The 16196-nt window shown below is 61.0% G+C and carries 14 protein-coding genes and 1 pseudogene; 3 read left to right on the top strand and 12 right to left on the bottom strand.

Features of this window, described 5'->3' with window-relative positions; all coding sequences use genetic code 11:
- The 6 genes and pseudogenes from FHX09_RS27780 to FHX09_RS27755 form a co-directional block, all read right to left on the bottom strand.
- Positions 1 to 182 (bottom strand): annotated as a pseudogene (locus tag FHX09_RS27780) (aldehyde dehydrogenase family protein); the annotation flags it as partial.
- Positions 183 to 317: 135 nt separating this feature from the next.
- Positions 318 to 1043 carry a ribonuclease activity regulator RraA gene (locus FHX09_RS27775; RefSeq protein ID WP_132590395.1) on the bottom strand — a complete coding sequence of 242 codons (726 nt, stop codon included), beginning with the start codon at positions 1041 to 1043 and terminating at the stop codon, positions 318 to 320.
- A 14-nt stretch (positions 1044 to 1057) separates the two neighbouring features.
- A complete protein-coding gene (gene araD / locus FHX09_RS27770) occupies positions 1058 to 2794 on the bottom strand; it encodes an L-arabinonate dehydratase (protein WP_132590397.1) in 1737 nt (578 codons plus the stop codon).
- Between the two features lie 41 nt (positions 2795 to 2835).
- The gene (locus FHX09_RS27765) at positions 2836 to 3705 is read right to left on the bottom strand and encodes an ABC transporter permease (protein ID WP_183721199.1); all 870 of its coding nucleotides are present in this window, start codon (positions 3703 to 3705) and stop codon (positions 2836 to 2838) included.
- 3 nt (positions 3706 to 3708) lie between these two features.
- Positions 3709 to 4524 (bottom strand): ABC transporter ATP-binding protein, encoded by an 816-nt coding sequence (locus FHX09_RS27760; protein ID WP_132590401.1) that lies wholly within the window; start codon positions 4522 to 4524, stop codon positions 3709 to 3711.
- 65 nt (positions 4525 to 4589) lie between these two features.
- On the bottom strand, positions 4590 to 5594 hold the full coding sequence (locus FHX09_RS27755; protein WP_132590403.1) for an ABC transporter substrate-binding protein: 1005 nt from the start codon (positions 5592 to 5594) through the stop codon (positions 4590 to 4592).
- 147 nt (positions 5595 to 5741) lie between these two features.
- On the opposite strand from FHX09_RS27755, the gene FHX09_RS27750 reads away from it, so the two are divergent.
- On the top strand, positions 5742 to 6434 hold the full coding sequence (locus FHX09_RS27750; RefSeq protein ID WP_007800779.1) for a GntR family transcriptional regulator: 693 nt from the start codon (positions 5742 to 5744) through the stop codon (positions 6432 to 6434).
- 205 nt (positions 6435 to 6639) lie between these two features.
- Here the strand turns inward: FHX09_RS27750 and FHX09_RS27745 are convergent, their stop codons facing one another.
- The 6 genes from FHX09_RS27745 to FHX09_RS27720 all read right to left on the bottom strand — a co-directional run bounded on the left by FHX09_RS27745 (position 6640) and on the right by FHX09_RS27720 (position 11757).
- A complete protein-coding gene (locus tag FHX09_RS27745; protein WP_132590405.1) occupies positions 6640 to 7122 on the bottom strand; it encodes a MarR family winged helix-turn-helix transcriptional regulator in 483 nt (160 codons plus the stop codon).
- A 145-nt stretch (positions 7123 to 7267) separates the two neighbouring features.
- Positions 7268 to 8299: a leucyl aminopeptidase gene (locus FHX09_RS27740; protein WP_184450966.1), complete on the bottom strand. Its 1032-nt coding sequence runs from the start codon at positions 8297 to 8299 to the stop codon at positions 7268 to 7270.
- Positions 8300 to 8343: 44 nt separating this feature from the next.
- A complete protein-coding gene (locus FHX09_RS27735) occupies positions 8344 to 8985 on the bottom strand; it encodes an N-carbamoylsarcosine amidohydrolase (RefSeq protein WP_132590409.1) in 642 nt (213 codons plus the stop codon).
- 11 nt (positions 8986 to 8996) lie between these two features.
- Positions 8997 to 9749, bottom strand: coding sequence for an Asp/Glu racemase (locus FHX09_RS27730; protein WP_132590411.1), 753 nt, complete (start codon positions 9747 to 9749; stop codon positions 8997 to 8999).
- A 74-nt stretch (positions 9750 to 9823) separates the two neighbouring features.
- A complete protein-coding gene (locus tag FHX09_RS27725; protein WP_007800770.1) occupies positions 9824 to 10624 on the bottom strand; it encodes an alpha/beta hydrolase in 801 nt (266 codons plus the stop codon).
- Positions 10621 to 11757 (bottom strand): FAD-dependent monooxygenase, encoded by a 1137-nt coding sequence (locus tag FHX09_RS27720; RefSeq protein ID WP_007800768.1) that lies wholly within the window; start codon positions 11755 to 11757, stop codon positions 10621 to 10623. The genes FHX09_RS27725 and FHX09_RS27720 overlap by 4 nt, the downstream gene beginning before the upstream one ends.
- A 358-nt stretch (positions 11758 to 12115) precedes the next feature.
- On the opposite strand from FHX09_RS27720, the gene FHX09_RS27715 reads away from it, so the two are divergent.
- Together FHX09_RS27715 and FHX09_RS27710 are read left to right on the top strand one after the other, a co-directional pair.
- On the top strand, positions 12116 to 12655 hold the full coding sequence (locus FHX09_RS27715; protein WP_246699523.1) for a (2Fe-2S)-binding protein: 540 nt from the start codon (positions 12116 to 12118) through the stop codon (positions 12653 to 12655).
- Complete coding sequence (locus tag FHX09_RS27710; RefSeq protein ID WP_184450964.1) at positions 12652 to 16194, top strand: molybdopterin cofactor-binding domain-containing protein; 3543 nt, start codon at positions 12652 to 12654, stop codon at positions 16192 to 16194. The genes FHX09_RS27715 and FHX09_RS27710 overlap by 4 nt, the downstream gene beginning before the upstream one ends.
- Positions 16195 to 16196 lie beyond the last annotated feature (2 nt).

The raw sequence follows: 16196 nt of genomic DNA, 5'->3' as shown, positions 1-16196 counted from the left end.
GGTGACTTTCCCCCCAGTTCCTGATGCACCCTTTTGACTGTGAGGGCACCGGTGCGAGCCACCTCGATCCCAGCCGCAGTTGAGCCGGTGAAAGAAACAAGGTCGACGTCGGCATGGCTCGTCAAAGCATTGCCGACAACGCGGCCATCTCCATGAACAAGGTTGAACACGCCCTTGGGTACGTCGTTTCATGTCGGCAAAGGCGGTCGACAGCAGCTTGCGCAAAACCTCGGCCTTACAAAGAAATAGTAAACGTCAGTCACTACTTGGAACCACAGCATGCTGGTGGCAGGGTAAGGAGAAAGGCCACACGGCCTTCAGCGCCCGCAGGTTTGGCGCCACGTTTCATACTTCGCCAAGTGCTCGTCCTTGGTAGGAGGGTAAAGACCGATGATGGCTTCGCCAGCCTTGACCTGCTCGAGGACAAAATCCTCGAAGCTTTCCATCGCCGTGCATTCCTCGGCAAGTTCTTCCGCAAGATGAGCTGGGATTACCATCACGCCGTCTCGATCGCCGACCAGCACGTCACCGGGAAATACCGCCACATCGCCGCAGGCGATCGGCACATTGATATCGAGCGCTTCGTGGTGAGTCAGATTGGTCGGGGCCGACGGCTTTGCGTAATAGGCGGGCATGTCGAGTTCGCCGATGCCGACCGCGTCGCGAAAGCCGCCATCCGAGACGACGCCGGCGGCGCCGCGTAGCGCCAGGCGGGTGATCAGGATCGACCCGGCAGTCGCTGCGCGGGCGTCCTTACGGGCATCCATCACCAAGACATGGCCGGGTGGGCAGGTTTCCATCGCGACGCGCTGCGGATGATCGGCATTGCGGAATACGGTGATCGGATTGCGATCCTCGCGGGCCGGAATGTAGCGCAGTGTAAAGGCCTGCCCGACCATGGTATCGGCCTTCGGCGCCACGGGCACGACGCCCTGGATGAACTGGTTGCGAAGGCCGCGCTTGAACAGCGCTGTGGCGATCGATGCGGTCGAGATCTTCTTGAATTTGGCGCGGGTCGCTTCGCTCAATACGTAGTCGGTCATCGGTATTCCCTTCCTCAATAGATATCCGGCTCGCCGGCATTCTTGCCGAAACCGGTTTCCAGAAAATCGAAGTCGCAACCCTGGTCGGCCTGCGTCACGTGGCGGGAGAACATCCAGCCGTAACCGCGCTGGAAGCGCGGCTCCGGCGCCTTCCATTCGGCCTTGCGGCGGGCAAGCTCATCCCCGCTCACCAGCATGTCGAGTTGACGATTGGGCAGGTCGAGACGGACGATATCGCCGTTCTGCAGGAGCGACAGCGGCCCGCCGATATAACTTTCCGGCGAAACGTGCAGCACGCAGGCGCCGTAGGATGTGCCGGACATGCGGGCGTCGGAGATGCGCAGCATGTCGCGGTGGCCTTGCTTGATAAGGGCCTTGGGGATGGGCAGCATGCCCCATTCGGGAAAGCCCGGCCCGCCGAGCGGGCCAGCATTTCGCAGAACAAGCACATGGTCGGGCGTGACGTCGAGTTTCTCGTCGTCGATCGCCTTCTTCATCTCCGGATAGCTGTCGAACACCATGGCCGGGCCCTGATGCACATGATATTTCGGGTCACAGGCAGCCGGCTTGATGACGGCACCGTCCGGGCAGAGATTGCCGCGTACCACGGCGAGCGAACCCTCGTGATAGACCGGATTGGAAAGCGGCCGGATGACATCGTCGTTATAGACCTGCGCGCCCTCGAGGTTCTCACCCATGGTCTTGCCAGTAACGGTCATTGCCGAAAGTTCGAGCCGGTCCTCAATCTGCTTCATCAAGGCTCGCAAGCCACCGGCATAGAAAAAGTCCTCCATCAGGTAGTCCTTGCCGGATGGGCGGACATTGGCGATCAGCGGCGTGACGCGGCCGAGGGCGTCAAGGTCGTCGAGCGTCAAGTTGACACCGGCGCGCCGCGCAATGGCGATCAGGTGCACGACTGCATTCGTGGAACAACCGGTGGCCATGGCGACGATCGCGGCATTGCGGCAGGCAGCATCGGTGACGATCCGGTCGGGGGTGAGATCTTCCCAGACCATGTCGACGATGCGACGGCCGCAGCTTGCCGACATGCGCTGGTGGTTGGCATCGACGGCGGGGATCGACGAGGCACCAGGAAGGGTCAGGCCCATGGCATCGGCAATCGCCGTCATGGTCGAGGCAGTGCCCATGGTCATGCAGGTACCGGCGGAGCGGGCAATGCCACCCTGCACGCCCAGCCATTCCTCGTCGGAGATGTTACCTGCGCGGCGTTCGTCCCAGTATTTCCAGGCATCCGAACCGGAGCCCAGGATCTTCCCCGCATAATTGCCACGAAGCATCGGGCCGGCGGGGAGATAGATCATCGGCACGCCGGCCGAGATGGCGCCCATGACGAGGCCAGGCGTGGTCTTGTCGCAACCGCCCATCAGCAGGACGCCGTCGAGTGGATGCGAACGGATCATCTCTTCCGTCTCCATGGCCAGCATGTTGCGGTAGAGCATGGAAGTCGGCTTGGTGAAGCTTTCGTCGACCGAGAGCGACGGCATTTGAACCGGGAAACCACCGGCCTGGGAAACGCCACGCTTCACATCCTGCACGCGTTCCTTGAAGTGCGAATGGCAGGTGTTGAGTTCCGACCAGGTGTCCAGGATGCCGATGATCGGCTTATCTCGAAAGTCCTCTTCCGCATAGCCGAGCTGCATCATGCGTGAGCGGTGACCGAATGAGCGCAGGTCGTCAGGCGCAAACCAGCGGGCGCTTCGCAGCGTTTCTGCCGTTTTTTTGTTTGTCATGGGATGACCTTCTTGGGAATTGCGAAGGAACAGTCTGACATCTATTCCTTCATGCCCCATTTCTGGATGGTATGGCGTTCGATCGTCTGGAAAACGAGGTTTTCAACGATCAGACCGATAATGATGACGGTGAGAAGGCCGGCGAATACCGCCGGGATATCGAGCAGGTTGCGGTTCTCGAAGATGAACCAGCCGAGACCGCCCTGGCCGGACGAGACGCCGAAGACAAGTTCGGCGGCGATCAGCGTGCGCCAGGCAAAGGCCCAACCGATCTTCAGACCGGTGAGGATGGACGGGAAGGCGGCCGGCACGAGGATGCGCAGCACGTATGAAATGCCGGTGAGGCCGTAGTTTGCCCCGACCATGCGCAGGGTGCGAGACACGCCGAGGAAACCGGAATGGGTGTTGAGGGCAACGGCCCAGAGCACCGAATGCACGAGCACGAACACCAGGCTGGAGGCACCCAGGCCGAACCAGATCAGCGCCAGCGGCAAAAGCGAGATGGCCGGGAGCGGATTGAACATTGCCGTCATGGTTTCGAGAAAGTCGGTACCGATACGGGTGTTGATGGCCAGCACGGTCAGGAGCGCGGCCAACACCGTGCCCACCGCATAGCCCACGAACAGGATCTGCAGCGTCGTCCAGATCCGGGCCGGCAGTGTCCCGTCCGCAAAGCGGTCGATCAGCGTGGTGATCGTGTCGGTGAGGGTCGGGAACAGCAGCGGGTTGTCGAGAAACGAAGCATAGACCTGCCAGACGACGGCAAGGGTCAGGATCAGCAGCGTCTTGCGCAAGGCGCCGATGCCCCACAGGGTTTCGAGTGGGCTGAGCTTCTGTTCCACCGGCTTGATGTTGTCATAAGGTTTGTTGGCCTCGACATCGGCCGCGAGAATGATGTTTGCGGACAGCATGGCTTATTCCTTGTGACCGGGCTCGTGGGAGAACAGCAGGTTATGGATATCGCGCTCAAGGGCCGCGGCGCTGCCATCCTCGTGGCTGATCCTGTCTACATCGACGACCTCTGCCTTCACGCGGCCGGGATGCGGCGAGAGCAGCAGGATGCGGTTTGAGATCTTAATGGCCTCTGCGATCGAGTGGGTGACGAAAATGACCGTGAACTTGGTGTCTTCCCAGAGCTGCAGCAGCTCGTCCTGCATCTGCCGGCGGGTCAGCGCGTCAAGGGCGGCGAACGGTTCGTCCATCAGCAGGATGTCCGGCTGCATGGCCATGCCGCGGGCAATGGCCACGCGCTGTTTCATGCCACCCGACAGTGTGTGCGGGTAGCTTTCGATGGCGCGAGTCAGCTTGACCTTGTCGATATATTGGCGAGCCAGCGCCTCGGCTTCGGCCTTCGGCAGCTTGCGGGCGACAACGAGCGGGAACATGACATTTTCTAACACCGTCTTCCATGGCATCAGCTGGTCGAATTCCTGAAACACCATCATCCGGTCTGGCCCGGGGCGCTTTACCTCACGGCCGTTGATGTGGATCGCGCCAGCAGACGGAGCCATGTAGCCGCCGACAGCCTTCAGCAGCGTGGACTTGCCGCAGCCCGAGGGGCCGAGAAGAACGAAACGGTCGGATTCGCGGACATTGAAACTGACGTCTTCGGTGGCGGTGATGAGAAGGTTGGGTGTCTTGTAGCGCAGTGTCACGTGGTCAACGGACAGAAGCGGTGCCTTGTCGGCAGCCGGCGCAATGCGCTCGGCGGCGGCAATATTTGCCTGCATGATGGGTTCACTCCCTAAGAGGAGCAGCGGCAAGCGTGTCCGCCGCTGCTGGTGTCGCGACGGGCTCAGTTGCCGTTGAGATAGGCGCTGTCGGGCAGGTAATAGTCGGTCCAGGCCTTTGGCATGGTCTTCAGCGTGCCGATCTTGTTGAGATGTGCGGCAAACTTCATCGTTCCCTGCGGGTCGGTGCGCCATTCGTCCATGCCGGGTTCCTTCAGCATGGCGAGAAGATCGTCGAGGCTGGTCTTGTCGCCGGAGATGGACTTATAGGCTTCAAGGGCTGCCTTCGGATCCTTCTTGATGAAGGCGACGGCCTCTTCGGTCGCCGTACGCAGTGCCTTGACCAGTTTCGGATTGGCTTCTGCGAAGGCCGTGGTGGTGAAGAAGGTGGCTTGGGTCAAGGCACCGCCAAGGATTTCGCGCGAATCCGTGACCTTGTGGACACCTTGCTGTTTCAGCTCGACATACTGGAACGGCGGTGCGGAGAAGTGGTTCTTCACTTCATGCTTGGAGTTGGCGATGGCTGCCACTGCATCCGGATGGCCGAGCTGCACGGTGTTGGAATCGAATTTCTTGACCTGATCGTCGCCATAAAGCTTGGCTGCCGCCATCTGCAGCAGGATAGCCTGGGTCGAGACGCCGACAGTCGGCACGGCGATCTTGTCGCCTTCGCCAATATCCTTCAGCGATTTGATGCGCGGGTCGTTGGACACCATGATGACAGGTTGGGCCGAGCTGGTGATGATGCCCTTCACCTTGCCGCGGGTGCGATCCCACAGAAGCAGGAGGTTGCCAGTACCTGTATTGACGACATCGACATTACCGGCGAGCAAGGCATCAGTCTGGGCGCCACCGCCGCTAAAAGTCCGCCATTCGACGGTCACGCCCTCGACACCCTCGTTGGCGGCCTGTTTTTCGATGAGCTTCTGCGTCTCCATTACATGGCTCGCAAGATAAAGAATGCCAGGCTGCCGGGTGATGGAGATATTGGTCTTGTCCTGTGCCTGGCTCGGACAAGCCAAGCCTAGAGCCATAGCAATTGCGGTCACGCCGCTGATCAAGAGTCGCATGGTTTTCCTCCCAAGGTGCGGACCCTCCCGGCCCGGGTTTCGCCTAGTGTGAAAAGCGATTAATGCATTGAAGCACTAAAACATCAGTGCATCAACCCCGCTTTTATGTTTTAGTACTGTGATGGCGAGCAAGTGGATGGAAATGGGATGGGTAGTGTGATGAGGGGCAGCCAACTGGACCGTTCGAGGCAGGTGGCGCTACAGGTGCATGAAATTCTGCGGGAGCGCATCCTCAAGGTAGAACTAGCGCCAGGCACGATTTTGTCGCGGGCATCGTTGCAGTTGGAGTTCGGGGTCAGCCAGACGCCGGTACGTGACGCCCTGATGCGGCTGCAGGAAGAAGGGATCGTCGATGTCTATCCGCAATATGCGACGGTTGTGGCGAAGATCGATATTGACCATGCCAGGCAAGCGCAGTTCCTGCGGTTGTCGATCGAACTCGAAGCGGTGCGAAGGTTAACGGAGGCGGCACCCGCCAAGACTGCAGCCGAACTTGGAGAAATCCTCGCCAGGCAGAAAGCGGTGGCAACGCCCGAAACCTACGACACATTTGACGGCATCGACCGCGAGTTTCACAGAAAACTCTATGAAAGGAGCGGCATCCTGCAGCTCTGGGCAAATGTTCGTCGCCAGAGTGTTCACCTCGATCGATTGCGTCGCCTGAACCTGCCAATGCCTGGAAAGATGCAGATGGTGATCGCGGACCACGCGGCAATCGTCGAGGCTATAGGGTCCGGCAAACCCGAGGCAGCGGCTGCGGCGCTAAGGCGCCATCTGTCAGGCACTCTTTCCATCATTGACGTTATCAGCGCAGAATTCCCTGATTATATTCGAGCTTGATTGGACAGCCCCAGGGACTATCACATTCCGAGAATAACGCTTCATAGGGGCTGATTTTTGTTACTCAGCCGAACCTCATGCTCTTAACAGGCGATAGAGACTGAGCCGAAATCGCGAACGCCAGTTCCATAAAAAGCGATATATGCCGCAATCGCCTGATCGATGGTTCGATTCCGTTCAAGACCGCAGGTACCCCAATCAACACCTACTGTTCTCCAGTCTCATCGTCGGCGATCTTGCGCAGCAGATACAACAACGCTATGCGTTCCGCGGGGTTGAGACGCGCGACGGTCTTTTCGCTGATGATATAGGCTTGTGGATACATGTCCTGCAGCAGGGCTTCGCCCTTGGGCAGCAGGGAGATCACCACCTTGCGGCCGTCGGCCTGGTCCTTGGAGAGATCGATCAGTCCGCGGGCCTTCAGCCGCTCGACGATGCCACGGATGGTCGCCTGGTCGACGGAGGTGGCCTTGACGAGCTCGACCTGTGAACTGGGCCCGAGGTCATGCAGCGCGCACAGCGTCACAAACTGCACCGATGTCAGGTCTGGATCACTGGCATTGGTCTGGAAAATCGACAGATGACGCTGATAGGCCTTGCGCAGCAGATGCCCGACTTGCTCCGTGACGTGGTAGCCATTCTGAGGCGCCGGCGCTTCGGGGAGGCCTTCGGTGTCTTTTGCGGTCATCGTCGGTGTGGTCCATCGGTTTGCGGCTCTTCGGCGCGAATGCATCGCGGACTGCAGGAAACATCACAGCAGGTTGCGCTGGTCAAGGCGTCTCGAGCCGCACCCGCTCCGCGCGATTTCACGCGGAGCGGTTTGGCTATCTCGGCTATTTGAAGTTGTACTTCATTTCCTTGACGGCGATGTCGCCATCCAGAACCATCGGTTCATCGTCGAGGAACAGCGAGCAACCGCGCATCGGGATGTCTAGATGGCAGGCGGTGTCGTTCGGGCCGCCGAGCTCGTTGTTGGGGCCAGTGGAGAACATCACGTTGCCGTAGAAGGAGCGTGCCTCCATGCCCATGCCTCCGGGGAATTCGCCGGGCACCATTCGATGCCACTTAGCGTTCTGATTAAGGCCCCAGCCGACATGGCTCATGCCCATGCCACGCGGGTCGTTGAAACCTGCCATATAGGATTTGACCAGCTCGGCATCGAGACCGCCGCGAATGTCGGTGATCCAACCGTTTTCGATCGTATAAATGATCGGGTCGCGCACGTAGATGTTCTGCGGCAGCAGGATATCGCCCGGAGCAACGACGATTGTACCGTCGACGCCATCGTCGTCACCACCGGTAAAGACAAAGCCGGACGGCCAATGATCCCAGCGGCCCGGCTCGTCCGTGCACGCATATTCGGTAATGGCGGGATAGGTGTTGAGCTTGTAGGTGACATCCGTGCCATGCAGAGAAGTGATCCGCATCACCTTCGCCTTGGACAGCAGGTCTCCGGCAAATTCAACGCGCTCGCGCAGTTCCTTTGTCGGCAGCATGCGCGCCAGAATCTCCGGCGGTTCGACGGCGGTCAGGATACGCGTGCCGGCCGCCTGGATCGCCATCTGTTCCGGGCTGAAGAGTAGAAAGATGCAATCGATCAGCATGTCGGCGGCCTTCAGGGCCTCTACCGCTTCCGGCATGGCAGCAAGGCCTGTCTGGCCGACCGCCCATGCACCTGCCGGCGGCACCGGCGGCAAACGCATGTGATACATCTTGGCGCCAAGACGCATGCCCGCCGCCATGAAGGCGTCGGCGTAATCGAGGCGCTCGTTGCCCTGGGTAAGGACAATGAGTTTTTCTCCCTCGTGGACGCCCGACATCTTCAACTGATGTAGGCAGATTTCCGTGAAGCTGAATTGATCCATGCTCGTTCCCTTATCTTGCTTGAAGGCTTGGGTGTTTCGTCCAGTTACGGACAGTCGGACTTGACCTTGGCGATTTCGGCGATCGCCTCCTCCCTCGAAACGACATCGCCATATTTGCTGTCGATATCGAAGAGGTTGGCATTGTGCGGATCCGGGTGCCGGTCGCCGACGCATTCTCGCACGACGATGCCCCGAAATCCGTGCTGGACCGCATCGACGGCGGTGGCGCGAATGCAGCCGCTGGTCGAGCAGCCGGCCATGATCACGGTGTCGATGCCCTGCGCATGCAACTGTGAGGCGAGGCTGGTGCCGAAGAAGGCGCTGGCATATTGCTTGACGATGACGAGCTCGCCATTGGAAGGCTCGACGCCGTCGCAGAACTCGGCAAGTGCGTTGCCTTCGACCATCCCCTTCATGACAGGCGATTTCTTCACCCACATGCCGCCATCGGCGCAGTTTTCCGCGAGATAGAGGATGCGCGTATGGATGACCGGAATGCCGGCCTCGCGGGCGGCCTGGATCAGCGCCGGTGTCTGCGCGACCGCTTCAACCACGCCCGCCGCAAACAAAGGCGCGCCCTCGGTGGTGTATCCCTTGAGGAAGTCAATGACGAGCAGGGCAGGGCGTTGACCGAAGCCGATGCGGTTGCCCCAGACGCCCTGATAATTGCTTTCTGCGCTCTGCATAATGGCCCTCTTCAGTAACCGCCGGACAGAAGTGCGCCGGCGCCGGGCACGACTGCCTCCAGGCCGAGCTTCTTCAACATGCAGTATGTGGTTGCAACCGCGGCGGTCAGAACCGGCTTGCCGGTCATGGCTTCGACCTTGGCAATCACCGGCAGCGACGGCATCTGCACGCAGGCCGAAAGCACGATCACGTCAACGTCGGTCAGGTCGAGCGTCTGCACGATGGCCGGCAGGTTTTCCGGGTCGTGGCGGGCGACATCGAGATTATCGGCAATTTCCAGCGCCCGCCAATCCATCACCTCGAAGCCCTCTTCGCGAATATAGTTCACGACGAGTTCGGTGAGGGGCTTCATATACGGTGCGACGACGGCAATCTTCTTGGCCTTCATCACCTTCAGGCCTTCGATCAGCGCGCCGGCGCTGGTAACAACCGGAATGTTCGTGTCGTTTTCCTGAGTGCGGCCGGTGAGGCGCTTTTCCGACTGGCGGTGATAGCCGAGGCCCATCGCCATGATCGCAACCAGGCAGGCGTATCCGAGAACATCGACGCGGGCGTCGGAAAGCTCGACGGCGCAACGGTCGGATTCGGCGTCCATCGCTGCCAGTTCTTCCTTGACCACTTTCTTCATTCGCATGCGGCTGGAGTGGAAGGTGAAGCGCTCGGGGCGGATGGACTGGCGTGCCGTCAACATGGCGGGAATTTCGGTCTCCATCGTTGTATTGGAGCTCGGAACGATCTGGCCGATACGGTAATATTTCTGCACGGATGGAATCCTCTGCGTTGCAAAAGCGAGTGTCAAACAAACGCCGGTGGATCGTCGATCCGCCGCCGTTCCAATCAACGGGAGAGAAAATCTCCAAGCGCGGCAAAGAAGCCGTCGAAATCATCCCAAGGGATCATGTGCCCGGCATTGGGCACCCGGGTGATTTCCAGCGCCGGATACAGCGAGCGGGCCTCGTCCTCGTCCACGGTTTCGATCACGCCTCCTCGGCCGGCCACCATCAGCATCACCGGCCGCTTGAGCTTCGGCAGATCCGGGAGGATGTCGTCCTTGTGGAAGTCCTCGAAGGCGGTGACGATGGCGGGCTCGTAGCAGGTGTGCAGCCATTCGGCGCGCAGTTTCAGCTGTTCGTCGGTCCATGTCGGGCAAAACGCCTTCATGCCTTCCGCATCGATGCCCTTCAGCGCAAGGCGGATGCTGTCGACATACCAAGGCAGCTTGCTCGGGTAGGCGCGGCGTCCGGGGCCAGAAACCGGCGGATCGATCAGCGCGAGCCTCGAAAACGCCTCGGGCGCCGCAACGGCGGCGCGGATGGCGATGCGCGCGCCCATCGAATGGCCGAGTAGGGCAGGGGCAGGAAGCCCGAGCGCTGTGGCGAAGCCGACCACGTCGGCGGCCATCGCGTTGAGGCCGTAATCAAGGTCGGGCCCCGTCGAAGACAGCCCCCGGCCGCGCACGTCGATCACGTAGACGTCGTAGCGTTCGGCGAGCCGCTCGGCGACGAAACCCCATGTGATCGCAGGGCTGGTGATGCCAGGGATCAGGATGACCGCAGAGCCGCTTCCGCCGTAGCGCAGATAGTGTTGCCGAATGCCGTTGGCGAAGACGTTCGCACCGTACAAGGCGCCGCCGCTCATGCTGCGGTCTCGCTCTTCAGCGGCTCGGCATAGATGTCGTAGCCATAGACCCACGCGGGATCCTCCTGCTTGAGCAGGAAGGTGTTGGCGTTCGAAACGCTCTGGACACGCGTCGCGCGGTCGCGGCGGTTAGTCTCATACAGTCCGAAAGCGGCGCGGAAATCGTTGATGCCGGTTTCCTGCAGGCAGCGGGTCAGCATGGCGGCGTCTTCGATCGCCATCGCGGCACCCTGCGCCATATGGGGTTTCATCGGATGGCAGGCATCTCCCAGCAGCACGAGGCGGCCCTTGCTCCAGAGTGGCAGCGGGTTACGGTTGAACAACGGCCACTTCGTCACCTCATCGGTGCTTTCGATCAGAGCCTGGATGATCGGATGATAACCCTCGAACGCCGCCGCCATCTCGTCGCGGCTGCTGTCGACGAAAGCCGAATCGAACTCCCAGGCTGGATGCGGAACGCCGGTGACATAGTAATATTCGTCGCGGCGAGCCGTCGTGTAGTAGACCATCATGTGACGGTCCGAACCCCACCACTTGACGCAATCCTCAAACGTCAGGTCGTATTTCTTCAGCTTGTCGGACGAGATCAGAGCGCGATGACCGACCCAGCCGCTGTAATTCGGCCTTTCTGCGCCGAGCAGCGTTTCGCGAACGCGCGAATTGATACCGTCGGCGCCGATCACGATATCGGCGCGCACCGAGGTTCCATCTTCGAATTCGATCAGCACATCGGTGCCGTTGTCGTCGAGGCGGGCCAGCTTCTTGCCGAAATGCAAGGTGCCCGGCTGCAACGCATCGCACTGAATGGCCTGCAGGTCTCCGCGGTGAACGGTGCAATAGGTCTGGCCGTAACCTTCGAGCGGAACCCGCGCGGTGTATTCGCCGGTAATGCCGTCGCGGCTGAGCCAATGGCTCGGTGTGCTGCTGATGCGGATGACCTTCTTGTCGACGCCGATGCGCTCGAAAATCTTCAGGACGTTCGGCCCCATATGGATGCCGGCACCCAGGCGCGAGAAGCTCGGCGCCTGTTCATAGACGTTGACGTCAAAACCCGCGTGCTGGAGTAGCGCACCCGCGACGGCGCCACCGAGGCCGGCGCCGATAATCGCGATCTTTTCTTTTCCGTTAGACATAGCGACCCTTCTTAGCTGTCTTTCGACGCATTGTTCCCACGATTGGTGGCTTGGCAAAAGTCTAGCGCATACGCTCTAAATAGCAATAGCGAGGCTTTAATTTTCATCAAAATTGTGCAGAAATTCCTTCGTCAATTGAATATACTAGGGAAATCGCAATCGCTAAATCCGACTTGTCATCTGTCATTATAAAGCGTATACGCTTTTTAATAAAATAAAAGGGGCAATAGATGCGAAGAGTCGGTGACTGTCGCATCGTTATGATTTGTGGGCGTCCGCGCGATGTCTGCTGCGTAGCGGTTCGGCCGATGGAAAAAGGCGTGGTCTGTGTTTCGTTCTCCGGTGCGGAGGGCCTGCTTTGACACTGCCAGTTTGCTTCAGTTTGAATGTGAACGATGCCGTAGCGAGCGTCGAAGCAAGCCCGGAAACACCGCTCCTGTACATCCTAAGAAACGATCTCTCTCTCAACGGCCCGAAGTACGGTTGTGGGCTCGGGGAATGCGGGGCGTGCGCCGTTCTCGTGGACGGTCGTGCCGTCCGGTCCTGCACGGTGCCGCTCGGTGCGGTTGGCGCGCGCCGCGTAACCACGCTTGAAGGGCTCGGGACACCCGAGCATCTGCATCCGGTCCAGGCAGCCTTTATCGACGAGGCCGCCGCTCAGTGCGGATACTGCCTGAATGGCATGATCATTGCCACCGCTTCCCTGCTCAATCGCAATGTTGATCCGAACGAGGAAGACATTCGCGACGCACTGCGCCATCATCTCTGCCGCTGTGGGACGCATATGGAAATACTCGCTGCAGCCAGGCGGGCCGTCGGCTATGCCAAAGCCGAACGTGCGCGCCGACCCATGCCGGATCCCGTGCCGCTGGACGCCGTGAAGGAGGTTTCTCCATGACCAATCACCGCGAAATGCCAAAATCCGGCTATATGTCCGCTGCAGACATGCTGCTCATCGTCAATGATGCGTCGCTGGGCGATGCCGCAGAGCTTTACATCGCGGTCGGTGCGGATAGCCGTGTGACCGCATTCAACGGTCACGTCGATCTCGGGACCGGCATCCGTACCTCGCTGGCGCAGATCGTAGCCGAGGAGCTCAGCGTGCCGTTCGAGCAGGTGGATATGGTGCTCGGCGCCACCTCGGCTGCCCCCAATCAGGGTGCGACGATCGCCAGCGAAACGATTCAGATCACTGCCATTCCCCTGCGCCAGGCCGCCGCCACCGCCCGCCATTATCTGCTCGCCAAGGCGGCAAACAAGGCTGGCGTGGCGCTTGAGCGGCTGATCGTGGACAATGGCATCATTCGTACGGATGGCGGCGAGAACTGGCAGCTCAGCTTCGGCGACATCATCGCCGGCGACCATGTGAGGCTGTCGATCGACAAGACAGCCGCGCTAAAGCCGGCGGCGGACTATCGGCTCGTCGGCTCGTCGCGTCCGCGTGTCGATATTCCTGAAAAGGCCACCGGGCGCTGGACCTACGTGCATGATGTACGCGTGCCCGGCATGCTGCACGGTCGGGTCGTGCGCCCTCCCTATGCCGGTTTCGATCACGGCGAGCATGTCGGCAATAGCCTGATTTCGATCGATGAAGGATCGGTCGCGCATATTCAGGGGCTGGTCGGCGTGGTCGCCATCGGCGATTTTGTTGGTATCGTCGCGACCCGCGAGGAGATCGCCATCGAGGCGGCCAAGAGCCTGAAGGTCGTCTGGCGCGCGCCGCCCGAGTGGCCGGATCTGAACGCACCTGAAAAGGCGATTCGAGCCAACCCGGCGAGGCCGCGCAAGCTTGCCGACCTTGGCAATGTCGATATGGCGCTGGCCGGCAGCGCCCAGCCGATGAACCGCACGTATGTATGGCCCTACCAGATGCACGGCTCCATCGGTCCGTCCTGCGCGGTGGCGGACTATAGCGAGACAGGTCTCACGGTCTGGTCGGGCACGCAGAACCCATTCCCCATGCGCCGCGATCTGGCACTCCTTCTCGACATGCCGGAAGATCTCATCCAGGTCGAGCGGCTGGAAGCTGCGGGCTGCTATGGCCGTAACTGCGCCGACGACGTCACGGCTGACGCAGCACTGCTGTCGCGCGCCGTCAAGGCACCCGTGCGGGTGCAACTGACCCGCGAGCAGGAACATGCCTGGGAGCCGAAGGGCGCCGCCCAGATCATGGACGTGCGCGGCGGTCTCGATCTGGAGGGTGGTCCGTCTGCCTACGATTTCGAAACGCGCTACCCCTCCAATCTGGCGCCGACGCTGTCCCTGATCCTAACCGGCAAGGTGCCTCCGGTTTCCGACGTCGTGCAGATGGGCGACCGCACCGCGATCCCGCCCTATGCTTACGGCAATCTTCGCGTGACCGTGCATGACATGCCGCCGATCGCGCGCGCTTCCTGGTTCCGCGGCGTCTCGGCGATGCCGAACACTTTTGCCCACGAATGCTACGTCGACGAACTGGCCGCCGCCGCCGGCGTCGATCCGGTCGAGTACCGGCTTCGCTACCTCCACGATCCGCGCGCCGTCGATCTGGTGCATGCGCTGGCCGACCGGGCGAAGTGGGTGCCGCATACGGCATGGGGCACTCTCGGCGGCGAGGGCGACCTGCTCTATGGGCGCGGGTTTGCCTATGCCGTTTACGTCCACGGGCCGTTCCCGGGCAAGGCCGCCGCATGGGCCGCTTGGGTCGCCGATGTCGCCGTCAATAAGAAGACCGGCGAGATCGCGGTGACCAAGGTCACCTGCGCGCAGGATTCCGGGATGATGATCAATCCCGATGGCGTGCGCCACCAGATCCATGGCAATATCATTCAATCCACCAGCCGGGTGCTGAAGGAGAAGGTCGAATTCTCGTCGACCGCCGTGCAGTCGAAGGAATGGGGCGGCTATCCGCTGATCACCTTCCCCGAGGTGCCCGCCATCGACGTGCTGATGCTGCCGCGGCAGGACGAACCGCCGCTCGGCGTCGGAGAGTCCGCCTCCGTTCCCAGTGCCTCGGCCATTGCCAACGCGGTCTATGACGCCACCGGCATTCGCTTCCGTGAATTGCCATTGACGCCGGAGCTGGTGCTCGCTGCGCTGAACGGCAAGAAGGATGAAACCCCTTCCGCCCCGCCCGCGAATAAGCGTAAGTGGTGGAACATCGGTCTTTCCGCCGTCGGTGCTGTCGCGGCACTGTCCGGCATCGTCACCGTGTCCTCGCCATGGCGACAGGCAATCGGCACCATTCAGCGGCCGGATACCAATGTCTATAGCGCCGCCACCATCGAGCGTGGACGGCTGGCGGCAGCTGCCGGTGCCTGCAATGTGTGCCATGTCGGCCCCGACGGCACGCCCTTTGCTGGCGGCCGACGCTTCGACACGCCTTTTGGGGAGGTCTATGCCACCAATATCACGCCGGACACGGAAAACGGTATTGGCGCGTGGTCCTATCCGGCCTTCGAGCGGGCCATGCGCGAGGGCGTGAGCCGTGACGGCCATCACCTCTATCCCGCCCACCCCTACACATCATTTGCGGGTGCCGATGATGCTGATCTTCAGGCGCTCTATGCCTACATGATGACGCAGGCCCCGGTTGCCGAAAAGGCGCCGGAGACGAAACTGAAATTCCCCTACAGCATCCGCGCGATGATGGCGGGCTGGAACGCGCTTTTCCTGAAAGCGGAGCCGTTCAAATACGTCCAGGCCCGTAATGCACAGTGGAACAGAGGCGCTTACCTAGTGGAAACGCTCGGCCACTGTTCGGCCTGCCACACCGATCGAAACATGCTCGGCGCGGAAAAGAGCGGCAGCGCCAGGCTTTCCGGCGGCTTTGCCGATGGCTGGGAAGCGCCGGCCTTGAATGCCTTCGCCAAGGGTCCGGTCGGCTGGACCGCCGATGCTTTCTACGACTATCTGCGCACCGGTCACTCGCGCGATCATGGCAGCGCGGCGGGCCCGATGGCGCATGTCGTCGAAGTGATGCAGCCGCTGCCGGACACCGATATCCGCGCCATGGCAACCTATCTCGCAAGCCTGAACGAAGCGCCTGCCGACACCAAGGCACAGAGTGAAGCGGCCGTTGCGGCGAGCGAAGCCGCCAAGGTCTCTGCTGCGCATATTTCACCGAAGGGCGAGCGGCTTTTCAACGGCGCCTGCGCCACCTGCCATACCGGAAACACTATCCTGTCGTCGCTTGCCCTCAACAGCAACCTGCATGCAGACACACCCGACAATCTCATCCAGGCGATCCTGAACGGCGTCGAGGCGCCGGCGATCCTTGCGCAAACCACCGGCCGCGAAGGCCCAGAGGTGATGTCGATGCCGGCGTTTCGCGAGACGTTGAACGAAAGCCAGATCAAGGATCTCGCCGCCTATCTCAGGGCGCGCTTTGCTCCGGACAAGCCGGCCTGGACGGAGACGACAAACGCCATACAGCGCGTCACGGCATCAAGCCACTGAGG

Origin of the sequence: Rhizobium sp. BK538 (genome assembly GCF_014197575.1) — a bacterium.
In the GTDB taxonomy this organism is placed as follows: Bacteria; Pseudomonadota; Alphaproteobacteria; order Rhizobiales; family Rhizobiaceae; genus Rhizobium.
This window is presented reverse-complemented; position numbering and strand designations above follow the sequence as displayed.